Source organism: Thalassoglobus sp. (genome assembly GCF_048270125.1).
Taxonomy (GTDB): Bacteria; Planctomycetota; Planctomycetia; order Planctomycetales; family Planctomycetaceae; genus Thalassoglobus.
This window is the reverse complement of record NZ_JBLWTN010000005.1, coordinates 72,599-89,789: the sequence shown is the minus strand read 5'-3', so window position 1 is coordinate 89,789 and position 17,191 is coordinate 72,599. Positions and strand designations below refer to the sequence as shown.

At 50.1% G+C, this 17,191-nt stretch carries 12 protein-coding genes; 5 read left to right on the top strand and 7 right to left on the bottom strand.

Features of this window, described 5'->3' with window-relative positions:
- Nucleotides 1-349: 349 nt before the first annotated feature.
- Complete coding sequence (proC, locus tag ACN0YR_RS08110; protein ID WP_417848701.1) at nt 350-1,162, top strand: pyrroline-5-carboxylate reductase; 813 nt, start codon at nt 350-352, stop codon at nt 1,160-1,162.
- Between the two features lie 108 nt (nt 1,163-1,270).
- On the opposite strand, the gene tyrS is transcribed toward proC, so the two are convergent.
- The 6 genes from tyrS to ACN0YR_RS08080 form a co-directional block, all read right to left on the bottom strand.
- Nucleotides 1,271-2,503: a tyrosine--tRNA ligase gene (gene tyrS, locus ACN0YR_RS08105; RefSeq protein ID WP_417848700.1), complete on the bottom strand. Its 1,233-nt coding sequence runs from the start codon at nt 2,501-2,503 to the stop codon at nt 1,271-1,273.
- Nucleotides 2,504-2,715: 212 nt separating this feature from the next.
- Nucleotides 2,716-3,207, bottom strand: a complete 492-nt coding sequence (locus tag ACN0YR_RS08100) for an ExbD/TolR family protein (RefSeq protein ID WP_417848699.1) — start codon at nt 3,205-3,207, stop codon at nt 2,716-2,718.
- 56 nt (nt 3,208-3,263) lie between these two features.
- Nucleotides 3,264-3,743 (bottom strand): ExbD/TolR family protein, encoded by a 480-nt coding sequence (locus ACN0YR_RS08095; protein WP_417848698.1) that lies wholly within the window; start codon nt 3,741-3,743, stop codon nt 3,264-3,266.
- 99 nt (nt 3,744-3,842) lie between these two features.
- Entirely contained in the window at nt 3,843-4,685 is an 843-nt protein-coding gene (locus ACN0YR_RS08090) for a MotA/TolQ/ExbB proton channel family protein (protein WP_417848697.1), read from the bottom strand.
- 372 nt (nt 4,686-5,057) lie between these two features.
- Nucleotides 5,058-6,128, bottom strand: coding sequence for a hypothetical protein (locus tag ACN0YR_RS08085; protein ID WP_417848696.1), 1,071 nt, complete (start codon nt 6,126-6,128; stop codon nt 5,058-5,060).
- A gap of 72 nt (nt 6,129-6,200) precedes the next feature.
- Nucleotides 6,201-9,860 carry a tetratricopeptide repeat protein gene (locus ACN0YR_RS08080; protein WP_417848695.1) on the bottom strand — a complete coding sequence of 1,220 codons (3,660 nt, stop codon included), beginning with the start codon at nt 9,858-9,860 and terminating at the stop codon, nt 6,201-6,203.
- Nucleotides 9,861-10,346: 486 nt separating this feature from the next.
- Between ACN0YR_RS08080 and ACN0YR_RS08075 the strand changes: the two genes are divergently transcribed.
- Nucleotides 10,347-13,580 carry a DUF1549 domain-containing protein gene (locus tag ACN0YR_RS08075; RefSeq protein WP_417848694.1) on the top strand — a complete coding sequence of 1,078 codons (3,234 nt, stop codon included), beginning with the start codon at nt 10,347-10,349 and terminating at the stop codon, nt 13,578-13,580.
- Nucleotides 13,581-13,847: 267 nt separating this feature from the next.
- On the opposite strand, the gene ACN0YR_RS08070 is transcribed toward ACN0YR_RS08075, so the two are convergent.
- On the bottom strand, nt 13,848-14,606 hold the full coding sequence (locus ACN0YR_RS08070; RefSeq protein ID WP_417848693.1) for an ion transporter: 759 nt from the start codon (nt 14,604-14,606) through the stop codon (nt 13,848-13,850).
- Between the two features lie 289 nt (nt 14,607-14,895).
- Between ACN0YR_RS08070 and ACN0YR_RS08065 the strand changes: the two genes are divergently transcribed.
- The 3 genes from ACN0YR_RS08065 to ACN0YR_RS08055 all read left to right on the top strand — a co-directional run bounded on the left by ACN0YR_RS08065 (nt 14,896) and on the right by ACN0YR_RS08055 (nt 17,093).
- Nucleotides 14,896-15,555 (top strand): TIGR00266 family protein, encoded by a 660-nt coding sequence (locus ACN0YR_RS08065; protein ID WP_145204162.1) that lies wholly within the window; start codon nt 14,896-14,898, stop codon nt 15,553-15,555.
- Nucleotides 15,556-15,680: 125 nt separating this feature from the next.
- Entirely contained in the window at nt 15,681-16,367 is a 687-nt protein-coding gene (locus ACN0YR_RS08060) for a TIGR00266 family protein (RefSeq protein ID WP_417848692.1), read from the top strand.
- A 60-nt stretch (nt 16,368-16,427) separates the two neighbouring features.
- Nucleotides 16,428-17,093, top strand: coding sequence for a TIGR00266 family protein (locus ACN0YR_RS08055; RefSeq protein WP_417848691.1), 666 nt, complete (start codon nt 16,428-16,430; stop codon nt 17,091-17,093).
- Nucleotides 17,094-17,191: the final 98 nt, after the last annotated feature.

The following is a 17,191-nucleotide window of genomic DNA, read 5'->3' as shown; positions in this document are numbered from 1 at the left end:
GCGATTCACTCGATTTGCGATCACACTCTCAGATTGACTGGCACACACCATCGCCTGCAGACCTGAGTGACGCCGGTCATTCAGATTCCGGTTTGACTTTCTCTCGGCGGCGCACGAATCTATGAACGCCTGACACTGCTTCTGGAATCGATGTCATTCTCTGGGGTTTCGATCACTTGCTCAGGTTTTGTTAGAGCAAATTTATTAAGCGTTAAGAAGTGAGAATCCAGAAGCCTGAACACATTCGCGTTTCCTTTATTCGTGAAGAGCGCCTTTCACCTGATGAATCGCTCACTTCCACAAAACAGAACGCGTACACCTTTTCAATACTGCTTGAGGAAGAATGACAATGTCGGTACAGAAGATCGGTTTCATTGGCGCAGGAAAGATGGCGACAGCGTTGGCAAAAGGGGTGATCAATTCTGGCTTTGCCGCTGCGGAAGATCTACTCGCCAGCGACAGTTTCGCAGACTCGCGGTCCGCATTTGAAAAACAGACCGGTTCGCGAACGACAGAGAACAACCTCGATGTCCTCAAAGCGGCTGATGTTGTTATTCTTGCGGTGAAGCCTCAAGTGTTGGGGGACGTGCTGACGGAATTGTCGAAAGAGGCAACCGCCGAGCATCTCTTTGTTTCGATTGTCGCTGGAGCAAAACTGGAAACATTACAGCGAGCAATCCCTGAGAGCCGGCACGTACGTGTGATGCCAAACACGCCGGCGATTGTCCAGTTGGGAGCTGCCGGCTTCTCCTGCGGGACGAAAGTAACATCGGACGATGCTACGTTTGTTCAAGAAATGCTCGAGACGGTTGGCCTTGCACTAAACGTCCCCGAACACTTGCTGGACGTGGTGACTGGTCTTTCAGGCAGCGGACCTGCGTACGTCTTCGAGATGATCGAAGCTCTCAGCGATGGTGCCGTTCTTATGGGACTTCCCAGAGCAGCAGCGACACAATTAGCTGCTCAAACTCTGCTCGGAGCTGCAAAAATGGTTCTCGAAACTGGAGAACATCCGGGGGCTTTGAAAGACGCCGTCACCAGTCCCGGCGGGACGACAATCGCTGGCCTCCATCAACTCGAACGAGGTGGCCTGCGCGGCATCCTCATGAACGCCGTACAGGCCGCGACAGAAAAATCCAAAGAGCTCGGACAAAAGAGCTAACCGCCGGAAAGCATACTGAAGAGCCAAAATGCTTCGTTTCCGTGAGGAGAATTTCGCCCAACAAACTATCGGTCTGCACGATATAGAACGTGCAGACCGATACTGAAACTACTCTCCCAGTTGGACGTTCGCCCAATCTTTTTTACCGGCGCGGACGATCATTCCCGGAACAATTTTAATCCAGTCCCCCCGGTCGGCGATTTTTGTTTTCTCTCCGTCGATCAGGAAGAAGACAGCGCCTCCCTTGATGCGCTGGATTGCCTGCGATGTCGATGGAACCAGTTCCAGTTCTTTGAGAAGTTGAGCTGCCTGGATTGCTCCCTCTTCGTTGAGCAACGCACGGCTGAGGGATTTCTCTGGAATCTCTGTAGGAAGATTCCCTTCTCCGATTTCCTTTTGCCAACGTGCAGCTGCGTCTTCAGCAGCGGTGTCGTCGTGATATTCTGAAATGACCGTTTTACCCAGTCGGACTTTTGCCTCTTTGGGGTGTCCGGAGAGAATTTGATCGACTTCGCCGAGATCAATTTCCGTGAGTAATTCGTAGTACATTTTCATGACATCATCGGGAAGCTGCATGAACTTCTTCATCATCTCATAAGGAGTTTCCGAGATCCCAATGTAGTTCCCCAAGCTTTTCCCCATCCGTCGAGTCCCATCGGTACCGACGAGAATGGGTGACATGATCCCAATTTGCTGGTTCAGGCTTTGATCCTTTTGGAGATCACGAGCAAGCATGAAACTGTAAAGCTGTTCGGTCCCACCAAGTTCCACATCGGACTGAATGACGACAGAATCCCAGGCCTGCATGACGGGGTAAAGACACTCATGCAGGAAAATCGGGACTTCTGCTTTCATTCGTTTTGCGAAATCGTCACGCGTGAGCAGTTGGGCCACAGTCACTTTGCCGCACAGATTGAGAATCTCGACCAAGCCCATTTTGCCGAACCAGTCGCCATTGCGGTGAACTTCGGCGTTGTCGAGATCGATGACTTTGCCGACTTGGTTCAGGTAATACTTTGCATTCTCTTCGATATCTTCTTCGGAAAGCTTCTTCGTGCGAGCTTCATCTCGACCGCTGGGATCGCCGACCATGGCGGTGGCGTTTCCAATGATGATCACTGCCTGATGACCTAAGTCCTGAAACTGCCGCATCTTTCTCAGGGGAACAGTATGCCCCAGGTGAACATCGGCCGCTGTCGGATCGATTCCGTACTTCACGCGCAATGGGGTATTTGTCTCGCGGCTTTTTTGGAGCTTCGCAGCGAGTTCTTCTTCCGGAACGATTTTTTCAACACCGCGTCGAAGGATTTGAAGTTGTTTATCAACTGGAGGGAATGACATGAGAATTGTTTATTAAGCAAGGTGTGTAAATCAAATCGATATCAACGTGCAACAGAAACGTTGAAGATCCTGAAAGTCGGTCTCTACGAATACAATAACGAAGCGGAAAAAAGAAAACAGCCGCGAACTTTCGCGGCTGTCAATGTTTTGGCGATGACTTCAAATCGAGTTCCACCCAAGCCGTTTTTCCGGCTTACTGATTTCCTCAGAGATCATTGCGGCTGATTGATCGGAGCGAATTTAATTTTTTCGATGTAAGTAATTTGTTGATCGCCTTGCATTCGACCCCGACAAGACGAGATAGCCTTGACGATGTAGCGATAATGCAAGTTGTAGTCAGGGTTAAGTTCGACCTCGAGATCGTCGCTAAATCCTTGTTGTCCGCCGGCGATTTGACCGATTTCAGAATTCAATCGTTCAAAACAAAACGGGAAGTCGTTTCCAAGTGAGCGACCACCAAACCACAACTGGCTCAGCGTCCCGTCTTCATTCGCTTCCAGCCGGACTTTGAGGTCAAGCGGTGGAGGAGTGTCGTCTGCCTGCTGAGAGACAGCTCCCAACGGCATATTGATATTGAAGTCCCCTTCCGGAGGAACGATTTTCAAAGTGAGCAAGAAGAAGATCAATAGCTGAAACACAATGTCGATCATCGCCGACATTTGCATATCCACTTTCGTGTCTGTTTCTTTTCGTCGAATCTTCATATCACTGACTCAGCAAGCACACTCGTTCTGTAGAAATTCATGTTTCGCGCAGGGGGTCACTCTTCTTCGTCTGACTTGGCCTTCAGCGCAAACTTCGTGAACCTTGCTTCCTGTCCCATTTTTATGAGCTCTTGAATAAGCCCTGTTGGCACATCTCCATCAGCACGAATCACTACGGTAATCCCTTCGGCCTTGGCTTTCCCGTACTGCTTTTCCGAAAGAGCATATTCCTGCTTCAATCGGGGAAGGTAATCCAAGACACGAATCTTCTCATCACCGTAGTAGATCACGGCGTCCGGGTTGATTTTATTTCCCTGCTGATCACGGTCAAAACCGACGTTCAGAACAACTTCCTGCTCGCGTGCAACTTTCGGTGGGCGGGCAAGCTTGTCTGCCGGAAGTTTAACGCGCTCATCAGCCTGGGTTTGCTCGAAGTTGGTGACGATCATGAAGAATGCGATCAACTGAAAAGTCATGTCGATCATCGGGGTCATATCCGCTTCGACAATGGTCGGTTTGGTATGTGGAATTTTCATGACTGTCTCAATTTAAAACTGAACCAACTTGCAGCTATTTCAACTTAAAACTGTACCAACTCAAAAAAACTTCTGACTTCGGCTCTGAGTTCTTTGCGATTACTCAGCTGATTTGCCGACAGGCAAGCGGCTCATCAAACCTTCGCTGACACGACCAACTTCGAGAAGCAAACGTGAAACTCGGTTTCGCAGCAAGCTGTAAGCGATGATGGCAGGAATCGCGACGACAAGTCCTTCCAGCGTCGTAAACAACGCTGTGGAAATACCGTCTGCAAGGTCTTTTGGTTTTGGAGCAACAGCAGCTGTCGCAATGGTTCGGAAGGAAGCAATCATACCCCAGACGGTTCCCATCAATCCGATCATCGGAGCAATCGAACCGATCAACGCCAGATAGCTCAGGCGGTGTTCCATGGTCATGCTTTCCTCTTCGCCAACTTCCTGCATCCCTTCGATCGCTTCTTCGTAGCCACGATTGAGTCGGCTCAGTCCGGCGGCGAGAACGCGAGCGATGAGTGATTCATCGTTGCGGGCGATTTCGTAGGCTCCCTGATAATCTTTGGCGTTGAGCTTCTCTTCAAAAGCTGCCACGAAACCTTCCGGGAGCATGTTATCTCGTCGCACTTGCAACAAGTTCATCATGATGACTGCCACCATGATAAAGGAGATGAGCAACAAGACTGCTCCAAACGCTCCCGAAGCGTTGATCATCCAGACAAGGAATGTTTCATTCGCTGGGTTCTTTTCTTCTGTTTTGTTTTCTTCAGTGTCCGCTGGAGCAGGTTCAGCAGCTGGTTCCGCTGCCTCTGCCGCGGCGGGTTCAGCTGCGGCGTCCTGGAATGCCCAACTGGAACTGGGGGTGGATGCGACAAACATCGCCATGATTAACATGAGAAGGGTGGTCGCCTGCCAGAGCCGTCGTTGTCGAGTTCGACCAAGAAACATCAGATTCTCCGCTAACAAATAAGCCTATGGATCAAGTCAGTCTATAGATTTGGTTCTAATTCAGGCCCAACGAAACCCACTTGATTTGGGACCGTTTTGGTTCGGGCTGAAAGGACGTGTGATCATAGAGTGACACAGGACCGGTCGCCATCGACTGATCCGTATATTTTTATAACGAAACGCAAACCGAGTACGAATATTCAGGGACGTTCCTGTCCCCTCAACCACATTTTGCGACTCATTCATTCGTCCAAAAACGGAACTTGAAGAGATCAAACTGAATCTTTCTCAATCGAGAGCGAATCATTGTGAAATCAAACCCATCCCATCGGAGTTCGCAAGCGCGTTGAAGATCGTTGAGTCCGTTCGAGGTTAGTTTGTCCCTGAGAGTTGCTTTGTCCAGGGGCTGTTGGGGTAGTCCGATTCCAGCTTAGCTGCGGCATCAGCGCTACGGCTCGGCTGGTTGAGTGCCGGCCACAGCTTAAACAACTTGAAGAGTGCTTCTGCATGCAAATCGGAATGGGCTGCGAAGGCCGGAATCACATCGACGTGCAAGTAAGCCAAGACAGCTTCCTTGTTCATTTGTCCCTGACTGACGTAGCCATCACCTAATTTTAAGTATGCTTCAGCATTAATCCGGGAGTCTTCCGCGGTCGTTTCTTCGATCACTTTATTCAAAATTGTGGTCGCTTCGTCTTGTTTATTCTGACGTTGCAGGCACTCCGCCTGGCCGAGCTTGGCTTGAAGCTGGCGTGATTTTTCAGATGCACTTTTTGTATTCATTGCAGCGACTTGATCGAAAATCGCTTTGGCTCCGTTAATGTCATTTCGAGCGAGTAGTGTCTCGGCGTTCCCGATCTTGCCCGCCATCTGATAATCCGTCCAAGGAGCCTGTTCAAGAATCGAATAGGCTTCTTCTGCGGTACTGGCATCATTCACCTGCAAAGCGGTGGAAGCCAGAATCATTTGAGCGTCAAAGAAACGATAGAAATCGCGATTGGCTGCAATGAATTCTTTGAGTTGCGTGATAGCCGCTGCTGCCTGATCGGGATCTGCTTGAGCCAGCTTCGATGCTGTTCTGGCAAGAGAATAGACAATATCGGCTTTGACTCGGGTATTGCTGGCTTCGAGGGCCGCTAATGCTTCCTGGTACCCCGTGACTGCTTGCGAATAATTCCCGCTGCGTTCGTTACTCCGGGCAAGTCCCAAGGCAGGAGGCTCACCTTTCCATTCAATGTAGAGAATATCGTTGGCCGGAATTTTTTCCGTTTTATTCCCAACCTTTTGTGTGACTGTCACATCCGTTTTAGTCACTTCAGTGATTTCGCCAGCGACAGCCTTGGCTGTACTCTTTCGATAAACGGAATCAATAGTTTGTGCGGAGGACGTTGTTGACAGAACGAACAAGAGTCCGCAAGCAGCAAAGAGATGGTGTCGACACATGTTATATTCAGCTTCGTTGAGAGAATTCGTGGTGTTCAAATCGCGATGACCCGACAGGGGGTGCCCGGATTCTTATTTTCCCGGATCTTTAGGTCGCTTCTTGGTTGGCTTCTGCGGTTTTGGAGCTTCCCCACCCGCTTCTTTTTGAGCGGCTCGAGCCTTCGCTGCCCGTGCAGCTTTGATTTTGCGGATTTCTTCTTCCGTGTATTTCCGTTTTGTTTTCTCTTTTGTCGCAGCCGGTTTTTCCGTGGACTTTGCGGTAGGCTTTGCGGTGGACTTTCTTGTTGCGGTCTTCTGTTTTCCGCCAAGGTCCAGCGTCTGCTTCTGCTTAACAGGTTTTTCCTTCGGAGCTGCGGTAGGAAGCGAAATCATTGGAACCGGTTCGTCACCCTCCGATCTTTTCGGTGCGGTTGACGGATCGTAATTCGCGTATTTCTTTTTGTTTTGACCGACTGCCATGTAGTACAGTCCGGCGACCGCTCCTCCTCCGAAGAGAAGCATTACGATCATCAGCAGAGGACTGCTTCCGCCAGATGCCTCAGCCTCTTCGCCTCCTTGAGTTGCCTGAGTTCCGGCAACCTGAGCTTTTGCATCAAGCTCGTCAATCGGTTGAGTTTGCTTCTTATCCAGGTCGCGAGGAAGGTCAATGATGGGGCTGCCAAGTGCCTCGAGAATCTTCTGGTACAATGCATTAAACCGGGCATACTCTTCATCCGGCCAACGTGGAGAGATTCTTTGGAATCCTGCGACAGCAGCCTGAGCACGTCGGATGTGAGTGACAGCTTCTTCCTCATCAGCTACGGAATTCCCCCACTGAAGTTCTGTTTCAGCAATATGGTAACGAGCATCGTAATGAAGCTTTTCCAGTCGTTCGTCTTTCTTGACGAAGAGTTCTCGTTGCAGGTATTGAGCCATTTTGGTCCAACCCCAAATGGTAATGGGATCACCCTCTTTGGAACCTTGTAAAGCTGGTTGGAACTTCTCGATCGTTCCGAGTTCTCCACTGGATGCCCATTCCTGATACAAGCTCGCTGCCTCAAATTGAGCGTCTAATGCAGACGGATTTGTTTTCAAAATGTCGAGAATCACAGTCTCGGCAGCGGCATAATCTGGCTTGCGACGTAATGAACTCGCCAGGCGCAACTTGGTTCCAATGACCTGGCTCGGATCACTCACGAAATTGGGATCGCTGGCAACGCTCGTTAAAATTTTCTCATAGGCGTCGGACGCTTTCCCGAAGTATTCCTCCGATTTGGATGCTGTATCCCGAGAACCATCAGCGAGGCTGGTATAGGTTTCAGCAATCCACAACAGCGAATAGAATGTCTGGCCATCTTCGCGGTTGTACAGATCGTTCAAGAATGCCTCGAATCCGGCACGCACCTCAGCGAGTCGCTCTTGTTCATTGGCTGCCCTCAGCCGATCAAGTTCCTGTTCAAGCTCACGGCCAAACTCGATGTAAACCTGCGTGAGTGCAGCGGCATCTTCTTTTCCAGCTACGTTCTCAAGATCTTCACGAGCTTTTCTGGCAGCGTCCAGATTCTTCAATCCGATTTGGGCACGCAGAAGCTGTTGATACGCCAAACTCGCCATCTCGCGGCTTTGTGCTTTTGACGGCTCTTTAGGGCGAGCCTGATCTTTCTCGACGGCGACAGCTTTGATCACCGGATGAGGTTCGGCAGTTAAAAGTTCGAGTGCTCCCTGAGGACCATCTTTCTCTTTCTTGTAGACACCATCAAGATTGCGGATGCTCACAAGCGTGAGCTTCGCACCGACAAGATCATCAGGAAGTGGCTTGTCGGCAGGAATTCCTTTTTCCGCTTCGGCGAGGCCGGTCTCTAAGTGCTTGACTGCAGCGGCTTTCCACTTGGTGAGATCTTCACCAGAGGGGCGTTCACCTTCAGGCTTGGCAGCGGAGAGGACATATTGTCGCCAATACGACTTTCCGGCAGAGACCTGTGCCTGAGCATAGTTCGATGTCCCAGCGGGGACTTTCTCGTACCAGGCAGCAGCTTCGAGTAGATTTCCTGCTTGAAAATGAATTTTTGCGACAGCGTTCCGAGCATCATTTGCACGATCAGACTCTGGCCAGCGCTCGGCGATTTTCTCCGCCATCCGCGTCAGCATCGCTGCTTCGAACTCTCGGTTGTTTTCGTCGGCACTTGAATAGGCGTAGTCGAACGAGGCCATCGCAACGAAGGCAGCTTCCAGGCCGACTTCCGGATACTCTTCGCTGAACTTCGACATCTGGTACTCCGCAACAGCAGCGGAGTCGTAGTATTTCTTCTGAAGCAGGAGTCCATATGCGAGTCGTAATCGTGCGGAGTTCACCAGAATCGGGTCGATCTCTGGCCGTTTAAGTTTCAAAGCAATGTCGTACAGGCGAGTCATTTCGGCAGCGATTGCAATCAACTCTTCCTGCTTCGCGAGTGCTTCTTTGTTCTTTCCGGCAGCCTTCAGTTTTGAAATTTCCGTGTTGATCACATTGACCTGATCGAGCAGCAACTTGGCATTTCCGTTAGCCGTTTCGAAATCTTTAGGGTCGCCCGGTTCTCGATTCAATGCCACCATGACTCGTTGAACCATCGCCGTGGCGGGTGTTTTCAATTCACCGGGGAAACGGCTGATGGTCCGAGAGCGATTTAAGGCTTGAGTCAGGAACGCGAACTTCTGTGAATCGGGGGTTGTTCGATCTGTCCCGAGAGCTTCAAAAGCTCGACACATCTCCCATTGAATGCCTAGACCGACGCTCGTTCGAGAGCGAGCTTTTGCTTCGCGCAACCACTCCTCTCCCTCGATTGTCACAAGCTTGTAGTCTTTGCGTTTTTCGTGATTCAGGCAGATTAAGCGAAATCGTAAAGCTCTGTCTTTCAGGCTCAGCATTGTTGCTGATTTTCCTTCGTGACCGAGGATTTCTTCATAAAGACCTAGAGCGATCCCGATTTCTCCCTGTTCTTCGAAGCATTTTCCTTGCCACATCCGAGCAAACAAACCACCGAGAACACTCCGGTGTTTTTTGTGGATTTCCTCGAATTCGAAGGCTGCTGCGGTGAGAATCTCTTTGCGTTTTGCGTCACCTTCATCGTAAGTTTGAGCGGTCCAGTATTGACACTGGGCAAGGTCCAACAGAGCTTCAATATGAGATGCGACCGCTTCGTCCCGTGCCTTGATGGTTTCCTTCTCTTCGACGGGGATGAATGTCGGATACGAATCAACGATTTTTTTATGCTGACCGACTGCCTGTTGGAAAATCGTTTCAGCCCGTTTGATCATCGCTCGGGCGTTTTCTCGAAATAGATCTCGGTTTCCTTCGTTCGAAGGTTTGTCACCATCCCAAATCTCGACCCGTGCCTGCTCCAGCAAAATTCGACCGCGTGACGTATTCGCACGACCAGCGAGGAGATGTGTGGGAGCCGCTTTCACAAACTGCTCGAACGACGCCTCTGCTGCATCCAGCTGCTTTCGCTGATCGTTGAGGTTATTCAGTGTGCGAGCATGGTCGAGCAACGTTTGTCCACGTTCATACGGAAGCACCTCTCGAACTTCCTTCGGCAACGTCTGGTCTGCTTCAACCGTAGCGAGATATTGCAGAGCGGTGTCGTAATAACCCCGATGCCTTAACCCTTCGATGAATTCCAAAACAGGCGCTTTTGCAAAAGCCGATGCACTGCATAAGAAGATGCAGCACGAGAAGACAAAAGCAGAAAAGTAGACCTGACGAAAAAATCGCATGAAGTGAAACCGTTCTCTAGCCATTTTCATGGTATATGTGCTCGCGAAAACCAAGTGTCATCCTTGCCACGATTCTATCATCTCGCAGCTCGCACCGCAGGATTCGGTGACGTTCTGGAGAATTCGGGCAAAATTGTAAAACACCGGATTCAGAACTTCTCTGACGAGACTTTCCCTGTCGTAGTGTCGCTCCCTGACGATAAAGAGAGTCGAAACAGTAGTGATCAGATCAGTTCAGTTCTAAACGCAGTCATTCCGAATTATTGACACAAATTCGAGAAGTGGAAGTGAAAATAAGCTGGCCTGTCGATTGACGCAACCAACTTGTGATTTCCTGAAAGTCGTATTCGAATATGTCGATTGAATACTGTACACTTAGGTCTCTTAAAAATCCAATTCACTTGTCTGACGCCCCGCATCGAAAGACAAAAAGTGAACTTCAGTGCAGTCCCCGCTCACTGATGACATCTGAACAGTAGTGATTCCATGAGCGATTCTCCCTCTCATCAAACTGCTAGCGCATCCGGTCGCGTCCAATTCCGTATGTTACGTATCGCGATTGTCAGCTGCATTTTTTGTAGCTGCGGGTTTGGCAATTTTGAACCGAAAACAGCTTGCGCTGACGACGAAATCAAACGTGCACAGGAAAAATTCTTCGAACAGCACGTCCGCCCATTGCTCGTTGAAAGCTGCTTCGAGTGCCATAACGACCAGAATCAAAAGGGAGGTTTGCGGCTCGACTCGATCGCCCATGCCCTGGCTGGCGGGGAGAGCGGACCTGCGATTGATCCGCACAATCCGGATGAAAGCCTGCTGATGGAAGCTGTCCGTTATGAGTCCTATGAGATGCCCCCCAGCGGAAAGTTGTCCGACGAGAAAATCGCCATCCTCGAAAAGTGGATTTCAATGGGAGCTCCCTGGCCGGGCCAAAGCCGGAAGCCAGCGACCAAAAACCTGGCTGAGAAAATCACCGCCGAAGATCGACAATTCTGGTCTTTTCAACCCTTGGCTAATCCAAAGCCGCCACAAGTTGAAAATGAAAAATGGGTCCGTAACGAGATCGATCGATTCATTGCCAGGAAACTTCAAGAGCAAAATATTTCGCCCAGCGAAGAAGCGAGCCGCAAAACATTACTTCGTCGCTTGTCCTTTGACCTCACCGGTCTTCCACCCACGCCAGAACAACTTGACAAGTTTCTCGCCGACGATTCACCGCAGGCCTACGAAAAACTTGTCGACGAATTTTTAGCATCTCCTCGATATGGAGAGCACTGGGCACGATTTTGGTTGGACCTGGTCCGTTATGCGGAATCAGATGGATTTCGCAAGGACGATTATCGCCCTGACGCGTGGAGATATCGGGACTATGTGATCAACTCATTCAATGAAGACAAGCCGTTTGATCAATTCACTCGCGAACAAATCGCTGGAGACGAAATCGCTCCGCACGATCCGGAAGCCCTCACTGCGACCGGGTTCCTCAGACACGGGATCTACGAATACAATCAGCGTGATGCCAAAACACAATGGCAGGACATGCTCAACGACATTACCGATACCGTGGGAGATACGTTCCTCGGGATGGGGATGGGCTGTGCGCGATGTCATGACCACAAGTTCGATCCAATCCTTCAGAAAGATTACTTCCGACTGCAAGCGTTTTTCGCCAACATTGCATTGAAGAATGATCGCCCCCTGGCCACGCGTGAAGAGCTGGAAGCCTACGAGGCTCAACTCGCAAAGTGGAAGGCTGCGAGCGCCGAAGCTCGAGAAAATCTTGAACTGCTTGAAGCACCAAAACGAAAAGAGCTCGCCGACTCCATTATCCAAATGTTTCCGGAAGATATTCAGGAAATGGTTGCGAAACCGTATTCCGAACGAACGTCTTATGAAAACCAGATTTGCGAACTCGTAAACCTGCAGGTCGTCGACAGATACGCCACCATCTCATCGAAGTTCAAAGGCGAAGCGAAGAAAAAGTGGGAAGCCAGCAAAGCAGAACTTGCCAAATTTGATCACCTCAAGCCCAAGCCGCTCCCGACTGGACTTTCAGTCGCGGATTACGGCGTTGTCGCTCCTCCGGTCTTTATCCCCAGCAAAGAACGGCTAGGCGAAATCGCTCCCGGGTTCCTGACAATCTTTGATCCGAAAGTTGCACACATTGAGCCCGTCTCCCCAACTGTGCAAAGTACCGGTCGACGAACCGCGCTCGCCAACTGGTTAACCCGCGAAAATCATCCGCTCACAACTCGGGTCATCGTCAACCGAATCTGGAAAGAACACTTCGGTTCCGGAATCGTCGATAGTCCCAGCGACTTTGGACACCTCGGGGAACTGCCGACTCATCCCGAACTTCTCGATTGGCTCGCCACGCAATTTGTTAAAAACGGCTGGAGCTTGAAGTGGCTGCACCGCGAAATCGTACTCTCTGCGACGTATCGACAATCAGCGATTCGCACTGATCTCGACGCAGAAAAAATCGACCCCACAAATCGCCTGCTTTGGAAGTCGAATGTCCGACGCCTGAAGGCTGAAGAAATTCGCGACGCGCAACTGGTTGCAACCGGAAGAATCGAATGGAAAGCTGGAGGGCCAGGCGAAACGGCATCTTCCTCACGACGTCGATCCATCTACACCAAAGTTCTTCGCAATACTCAAGATCCGCTTCTGGCAGCTTTTGATTTTCCAGATCGAATGACGAGCAGTCCAACGCGAAACATCACGACTTCTCCTTCGCAGTCGCTGCTGTTGATCAATGGAACATGGACCCTCAGTCGTGCCAGCGAACTCGCCAAGCGAGTCCACGCCAATCATTCATCAAGTCTTGAATCCCAATTGCGCGAGGCATTCCAAATCGTCCTCAGTCGAAGCCCTAGTGAAGACGAATTACAAAAGCTCGTCGATTACCTCGATCAGTCAGAAAAAACAGGCGACGGACATACCAATCAAATTTCTCCGCAGATCAGTACTCAAGTGCTCGAAGTCAGCGACGGAAAAGAGAAGCCGCCAGTCCAGACAGTCGACCATACGAATCTACCCAGCGAACACTTTACGTTTTCCACCACGCTTCTGTTGCGCTCCATCTTTGACAATTCTGCGGTTCGGACAATTGCATCTCAGTGGAACGGGAGTTCAAGACAACCCGGATGGGGATTGGGAGTGACTAGTAAAAAGTCTGCTTACAAGCCACGTCATCTGATCCTGCAACTCGTCGGCAAGAACGCGGCTGGGAAGCGGCACTATGAAGTCATTGCATCAAACATTCACCTCGAACTCAATCATCCTTATTCAGTGACGGTTTCCGTCGACATGACAAACCCCAAAGAAGAGGGAGTCCTCTTTGTTGTCAAAGATCTGATTTCAAACGAAGTCCAAACCTCTCACGCCGCTCATTCCGTGATTAAACCTGAAGAGAATCCGCAGCCGTTCATGCTCGGTGGCAGGGCAACTCTGAAGCAACACAAATGGGATGGCTGGCTTGACGAGGTTCAACTTCTCAATGTTGCTCTTTCAGCTGATCAAATTACAGACAGTAACTATTCACCAAGTGATGACACTGTCGTTGGGCAATGGAATTTCGATCGCCAGGAACTTCCCATTCAAGACAATGTCCACCAGAGAGCGCTCGTTGTCGCAGGGAACTCTGATGATCCTCCAAACGCTTTGATCGATGTCTGCCACATTCTGCTGAACTCCAACGAGTTCATCTACATTGATTAAAAGCAGTCCGATCAGCTTGGGTAGGTCGCCATCCGGAGCAGGACTGAATATTGGAAATCAGTCTGCCCCTAGAGCATCTTTCGAATTGGTTTGCAGGATCTGCCTCGTGGCGAATAGCATGTTTACTAGAGAAATGCGTTCTTCACGGGCAAACGGTAGAGCAAACTGCTCTAAACATTTGAATCACCATTCTGGTCTTGGCAACCGTCTCGTTGAGGATGGACGTCAAGGGCTGCAATTGGCGATCACTCTTTGATGCAAATGCCGCTACTCTTGTTTGTGAGTGTTTTCTTTGCCGGTACTGTCGTTCTTCATGGAATGTTCTTCGAGCTCCATTTCACGTGCCTTGGTCAGAGCGGAAGCAAAGAGACCTGCTGGGACAGCGACAATTCCCAACCCGATAAACAAAAGAAAGAACGTGAAAGTACGTCCTCCCAATGTGATCGGATAAGCATCTCCGTACCCAACTGTTGTGAGTGTGACGACCGCCCACCACATGCTGTGAAAGATGGACGCAAAAACTTCCGGCTGCGCTTTGTTTTCGAATTGATAGATCCCGACGGAGGCGAGAAACAGGAGAATCGAAGTCGCAGACAGAAAGATCACGATCTCCTCTTTGGTGATCAGCAGAGCGCGATGAAACCTACGAATCGCGCGGCTGTATCGTACAAGTTTGAAGATTCGAAATAGCCTTAACAATCTGAAAGCCCGTAAGGATCGAAGGTCTACTCCCAAAGAAAGATAAAAGGGGAGGACTGCAAGCAAGTCCACGATTCCGAAAAAGCTTGTGATGAATTTCCATTTGTCATCTGCAACATAAACTCTCGTCAGATACTCAAATGTAAAGAGAACGACCGTGCAGCACTCGAACCAGAAGATCCATTTCTGTCCCTGCGGACTGATGTTCGGCAGTGTTTCGATCGAAAATGTGACGAGAGAAAGAACGATCAGGGCTTGAATCACCAGATCGAAAATTCTTCCGAGGCGCGTGTCTGAGTTTTCAACAATCAGTTTGAGAGAAGTCATTGGGAGTAGTTCCGTCCTCGAAATCAATTCGTATTCAACGACCTGCAGTGATCGTGTCGTTACGGTTTCTCGATGAAAAATTTAACGAACTGTAGAAAAAAGTGATCCGGTTGATCAGGAATTACGTAAAGAGTTTGTGCTGAGTTTCTATTGATTTCTTCCCTTCTGACGCATAGCTTTCACCATACCCATCCAATCAACCGTCGTTGATATCAATTTCACAACCGATCCTTTTATCGTTGTTCTCTGTTGGTCTTTTCTGATTTCTAACCAGTCGAATGGTGAGTCCATGAACTTTGACTTTGAAGGCAACCCCGACTATGGGAGTTTGACCGTCCATCTTCAACCGGGAGACACCTTTCTCGCAGAGGCGGGAGCGATGGCCTATATGTCGAGCGGCATGGAGGTGAAGACCAAACTCATGGGCGGGATCGCACAAGCACTCATTCGAAAAGTGACCGGAGGAGAATCACTGTTCGCTGGCGAATACAGCCACCCCAGTGGTGGGACGATCAGCTTTTCACCGTCAGTTCCCGGTAGTGTGGTCCACCGAAAACTGGACAGCGACTCCATTCTGCTGACATCAGGCTCATTCCTTGCCTGTACCCCGGGGGTGAATTTGAAAATGAAGTTCGGCGGCCTGAAAGCTCTGTTCTCTGGAGAAGGGGCATTTCAAATTGAATGCTCCGGGACTGGTGACCTCTTCTTCAATTCGTACGGGGCCATTGTTGAGAAAGAAATCAACGGATCTTACACCGTCGATACGGGGCACGTTGTTGCCTGGGACCCTTCACTGGAATACTCGATTGGCGGGATGGGCAGCATGAAAAGTACGCTGTTGTCCGGGGAAGGTTTAGTGATGAAGTTCACGGGACACGGGAAAATCTACCTGCAAACCCGCACGCTCAGCGGACTGGCAGGCTGGCTCAATCCGTACCTGCGTGGTTAAAGATTTCAAGACAGGCCGTTGTGAAGATCGGCTTGTGAAGAGGCGGTGATGAGTCAATCAATCCTTTCTTCACCTCTCTCTTCACTGGCAGATCGAATTTCGAAACAACGAACAGGAGAGACTTCATGAACATCGAAATGCGTGAGCGCGGTGCGTTTTGCTCGGCACTGGTTCATCTGGAACCGGGCGAAGAGTTCGTCTCTGAAGCGGGAGCAATGTTCCGAGCTTCAGAGAACATCGACATTAACGTCACCACGAAGTCGCGAGGAAAAGGGGGCATCATGGGGGGCCTCAAACGACTGATGGCTTCCGAGAACTTCTTCTTCTCGACATACAAATGCAATAACAACGAACCGGGAGAAGTTGGCCTGGCTCCGACGCTTCAAGGTGATGTCCTCGCCGTTGAGTGTGACGGACAAAACAACTGGCTTTGCACAGGAGGAAGTTACCTTGGCTCCTCTTCAGGATTAGAGGTCAACACGAAGTTTCAGGGGCTGAAAGGATTCTTGAGCGGTGAGTCGATTTCGTTCGTGGAGATTTCCGGTCAGGGGGAGTTGCTCGTCAACGCCTTCGGGAGAATTGCTGTTTACGATATCGATGGAGAATTGACCGTCGACACTGGTCACGTGGTCGCCTTTGAAGATTCATTGACATATGAACCTCGCAAGGCGGCGTCCAGTTGGATTCAATCGTATCTTTCAGGTGAAGGGATCGTGCTGAACTTCTCCGGGAAAGGTCAAATACTTGTGCAATCTCACAACCCGAAAGAGTTCGGCGGCGTGCTCGGAAGCATGCTTCCTCCCCGAAAATAATCTTCGATCAGGTCTCCGTTTCTGCCCGTCGCTGCTGAATCAGGTGAAAGACATTCCATCATGAACTATGAAATTCTCGCTCAACCAAGTTACAGCTTGCTGGAAGTTCAACTTGAGCCGAATGAAAAAATCGTTTCCGAAGCTGGAGCGATGGCCTGGATGAGTTCCAACATCAAAACTACGACATCCAGCCGAGGCGGGATGATGGCAGGCTTGAAACGTGCCGTCCTTTCAGGTGAGAGTTTCTTTCAAAACACGTACGAAGCAGAGAACGAAGCAGGCTCAATCGGCCTCGCACCCGGAACCGCCGGGGACATCATCGCCCATGAAATGGATGGAGAACTCTATCTCGAAGCGGGAGCGTTTTTAGCATCAACTCCGGATGTTGTCTGTGATTCCAAATTCCAGGGGCTGAAGGGGCTTCTGGGAGAGGGGATGTTCACACTACGAATTTCGGGAACCGGAATACTCTTCTTCAATGCCTACGGAGATATTGAAGAGATCGAAGTCGACGGTTCGTACACTGTTGATAACGGTTTTGCAGTCGCCTGGGATCCGAGCTTACAGTATTCAATCACCCGGTCGAAGAAGATTCGCTCATTTCTGTTTGCAGACCAACTCTTGATGAACTTCACCGGGAAAGGCCGACTGTGGGTGCAATCGCGCAGCCCTCGTACTCTCTCAAACTGGGTGCATCCTTTCCGCGCCGTAGAATCGAAGAGTTAAAGCGATTTCAATTCTTGTCGAGCCCACGAAAGTCCCATTCATGGCTTTATAGATCGTCTGCCAAGAGACAGAACAGCAATTTCGCAGGTCAATTTTTT

Excerpts from the sequence above, each read along its gene's own strand:
- ACN0YR_RS08070 (WP_417848693.1), bottom strand. The coding sequence starts at position 14,606 with ATGACTTCTCTCAAACTGATTGTTGAAAACTCAGACACGCGCCTCGGA.
- ACN0YR_RS08075 (WP_417848694.1), top strand. The coding sequence starts at position 10,347 with ATGAGCGATTCTCCCTCTCATCAAACTGCTAGCGCATCCGGTCGCGTC.
- proC (WP_417848701.1), top strand. The coding sequence starts at position 350 with ATGTCGGTACAGAAGATCGGTTTCATTGGCGCAGGAAAGATGGCGACA.
- ACN0YR_RS08080 (WP_417848695.1), bottom strand. The coding sequence starts at position 9,860 with ATGCGATTTTTTCGTCAGGTCTACTTTTCTGCTTTTGTCTTCTCGTGC.
- ACN0YR_RS08060 (WP_417848692.1), top strand. The coding sequence starts at position 15,681 with ATGAACATCGAAATGCGTGAGCGCGGTGCGTTTTGCTCGGCACTGGTT.
- ACN0YR_RS08095 (WP_417848698.1), bottom strand. The coding sequence starts at position 3,743 with ATGAAAATTCCACATACCAAACCGACCATTGTCGAAGCGGATATGACC.
- tyrS (WP_417848700.1), bottom strand. The coding sequence starts at position 2,503 with ATGTCATTCCCTCCAGTTGATAAACAACTTCAAATCCTTCGACGCGGT.
- ACN0YR_RS08065 (WP_145204162.1), top strand. The coding sequence starts at position 14,896 with ATGAACTTTGACTTTGAAGGCAACCCCGACTATGGGAGTTTGACCGTC.
- ACN0YR_RS08085 (WP_417848696.1), bottom strand. The coding sequence starts at position 6,128 with ATGTGTCGACACCATCTCTTTGCTGCTTGCGGACTCTTGTTCGTTCTG.
- ACN0YR_RS08100 (WP_417848699.1), bottom strand. The coding sequence starts at position 3,207 with ATGAAGATTCGACGAAAAGAAACAGACACGAAAGTGGATATGCAAATG.
- ACN0YR_RS08055 (WP_417848691.1), top strand. The coding sequence starts at position 16,428 with ATGAACTATGAAATTCTCGCTCAACCAAGTTACAGCTTGCTGGAAGTT.
- ACN0YR_RS08090 (WP_417848697.1), bottom strand. The coding sequence starts at position 4,685 with ATGTTTCTTGGTCGAACTCGACAACGACGGCTCTGGCAGGCGACCACC.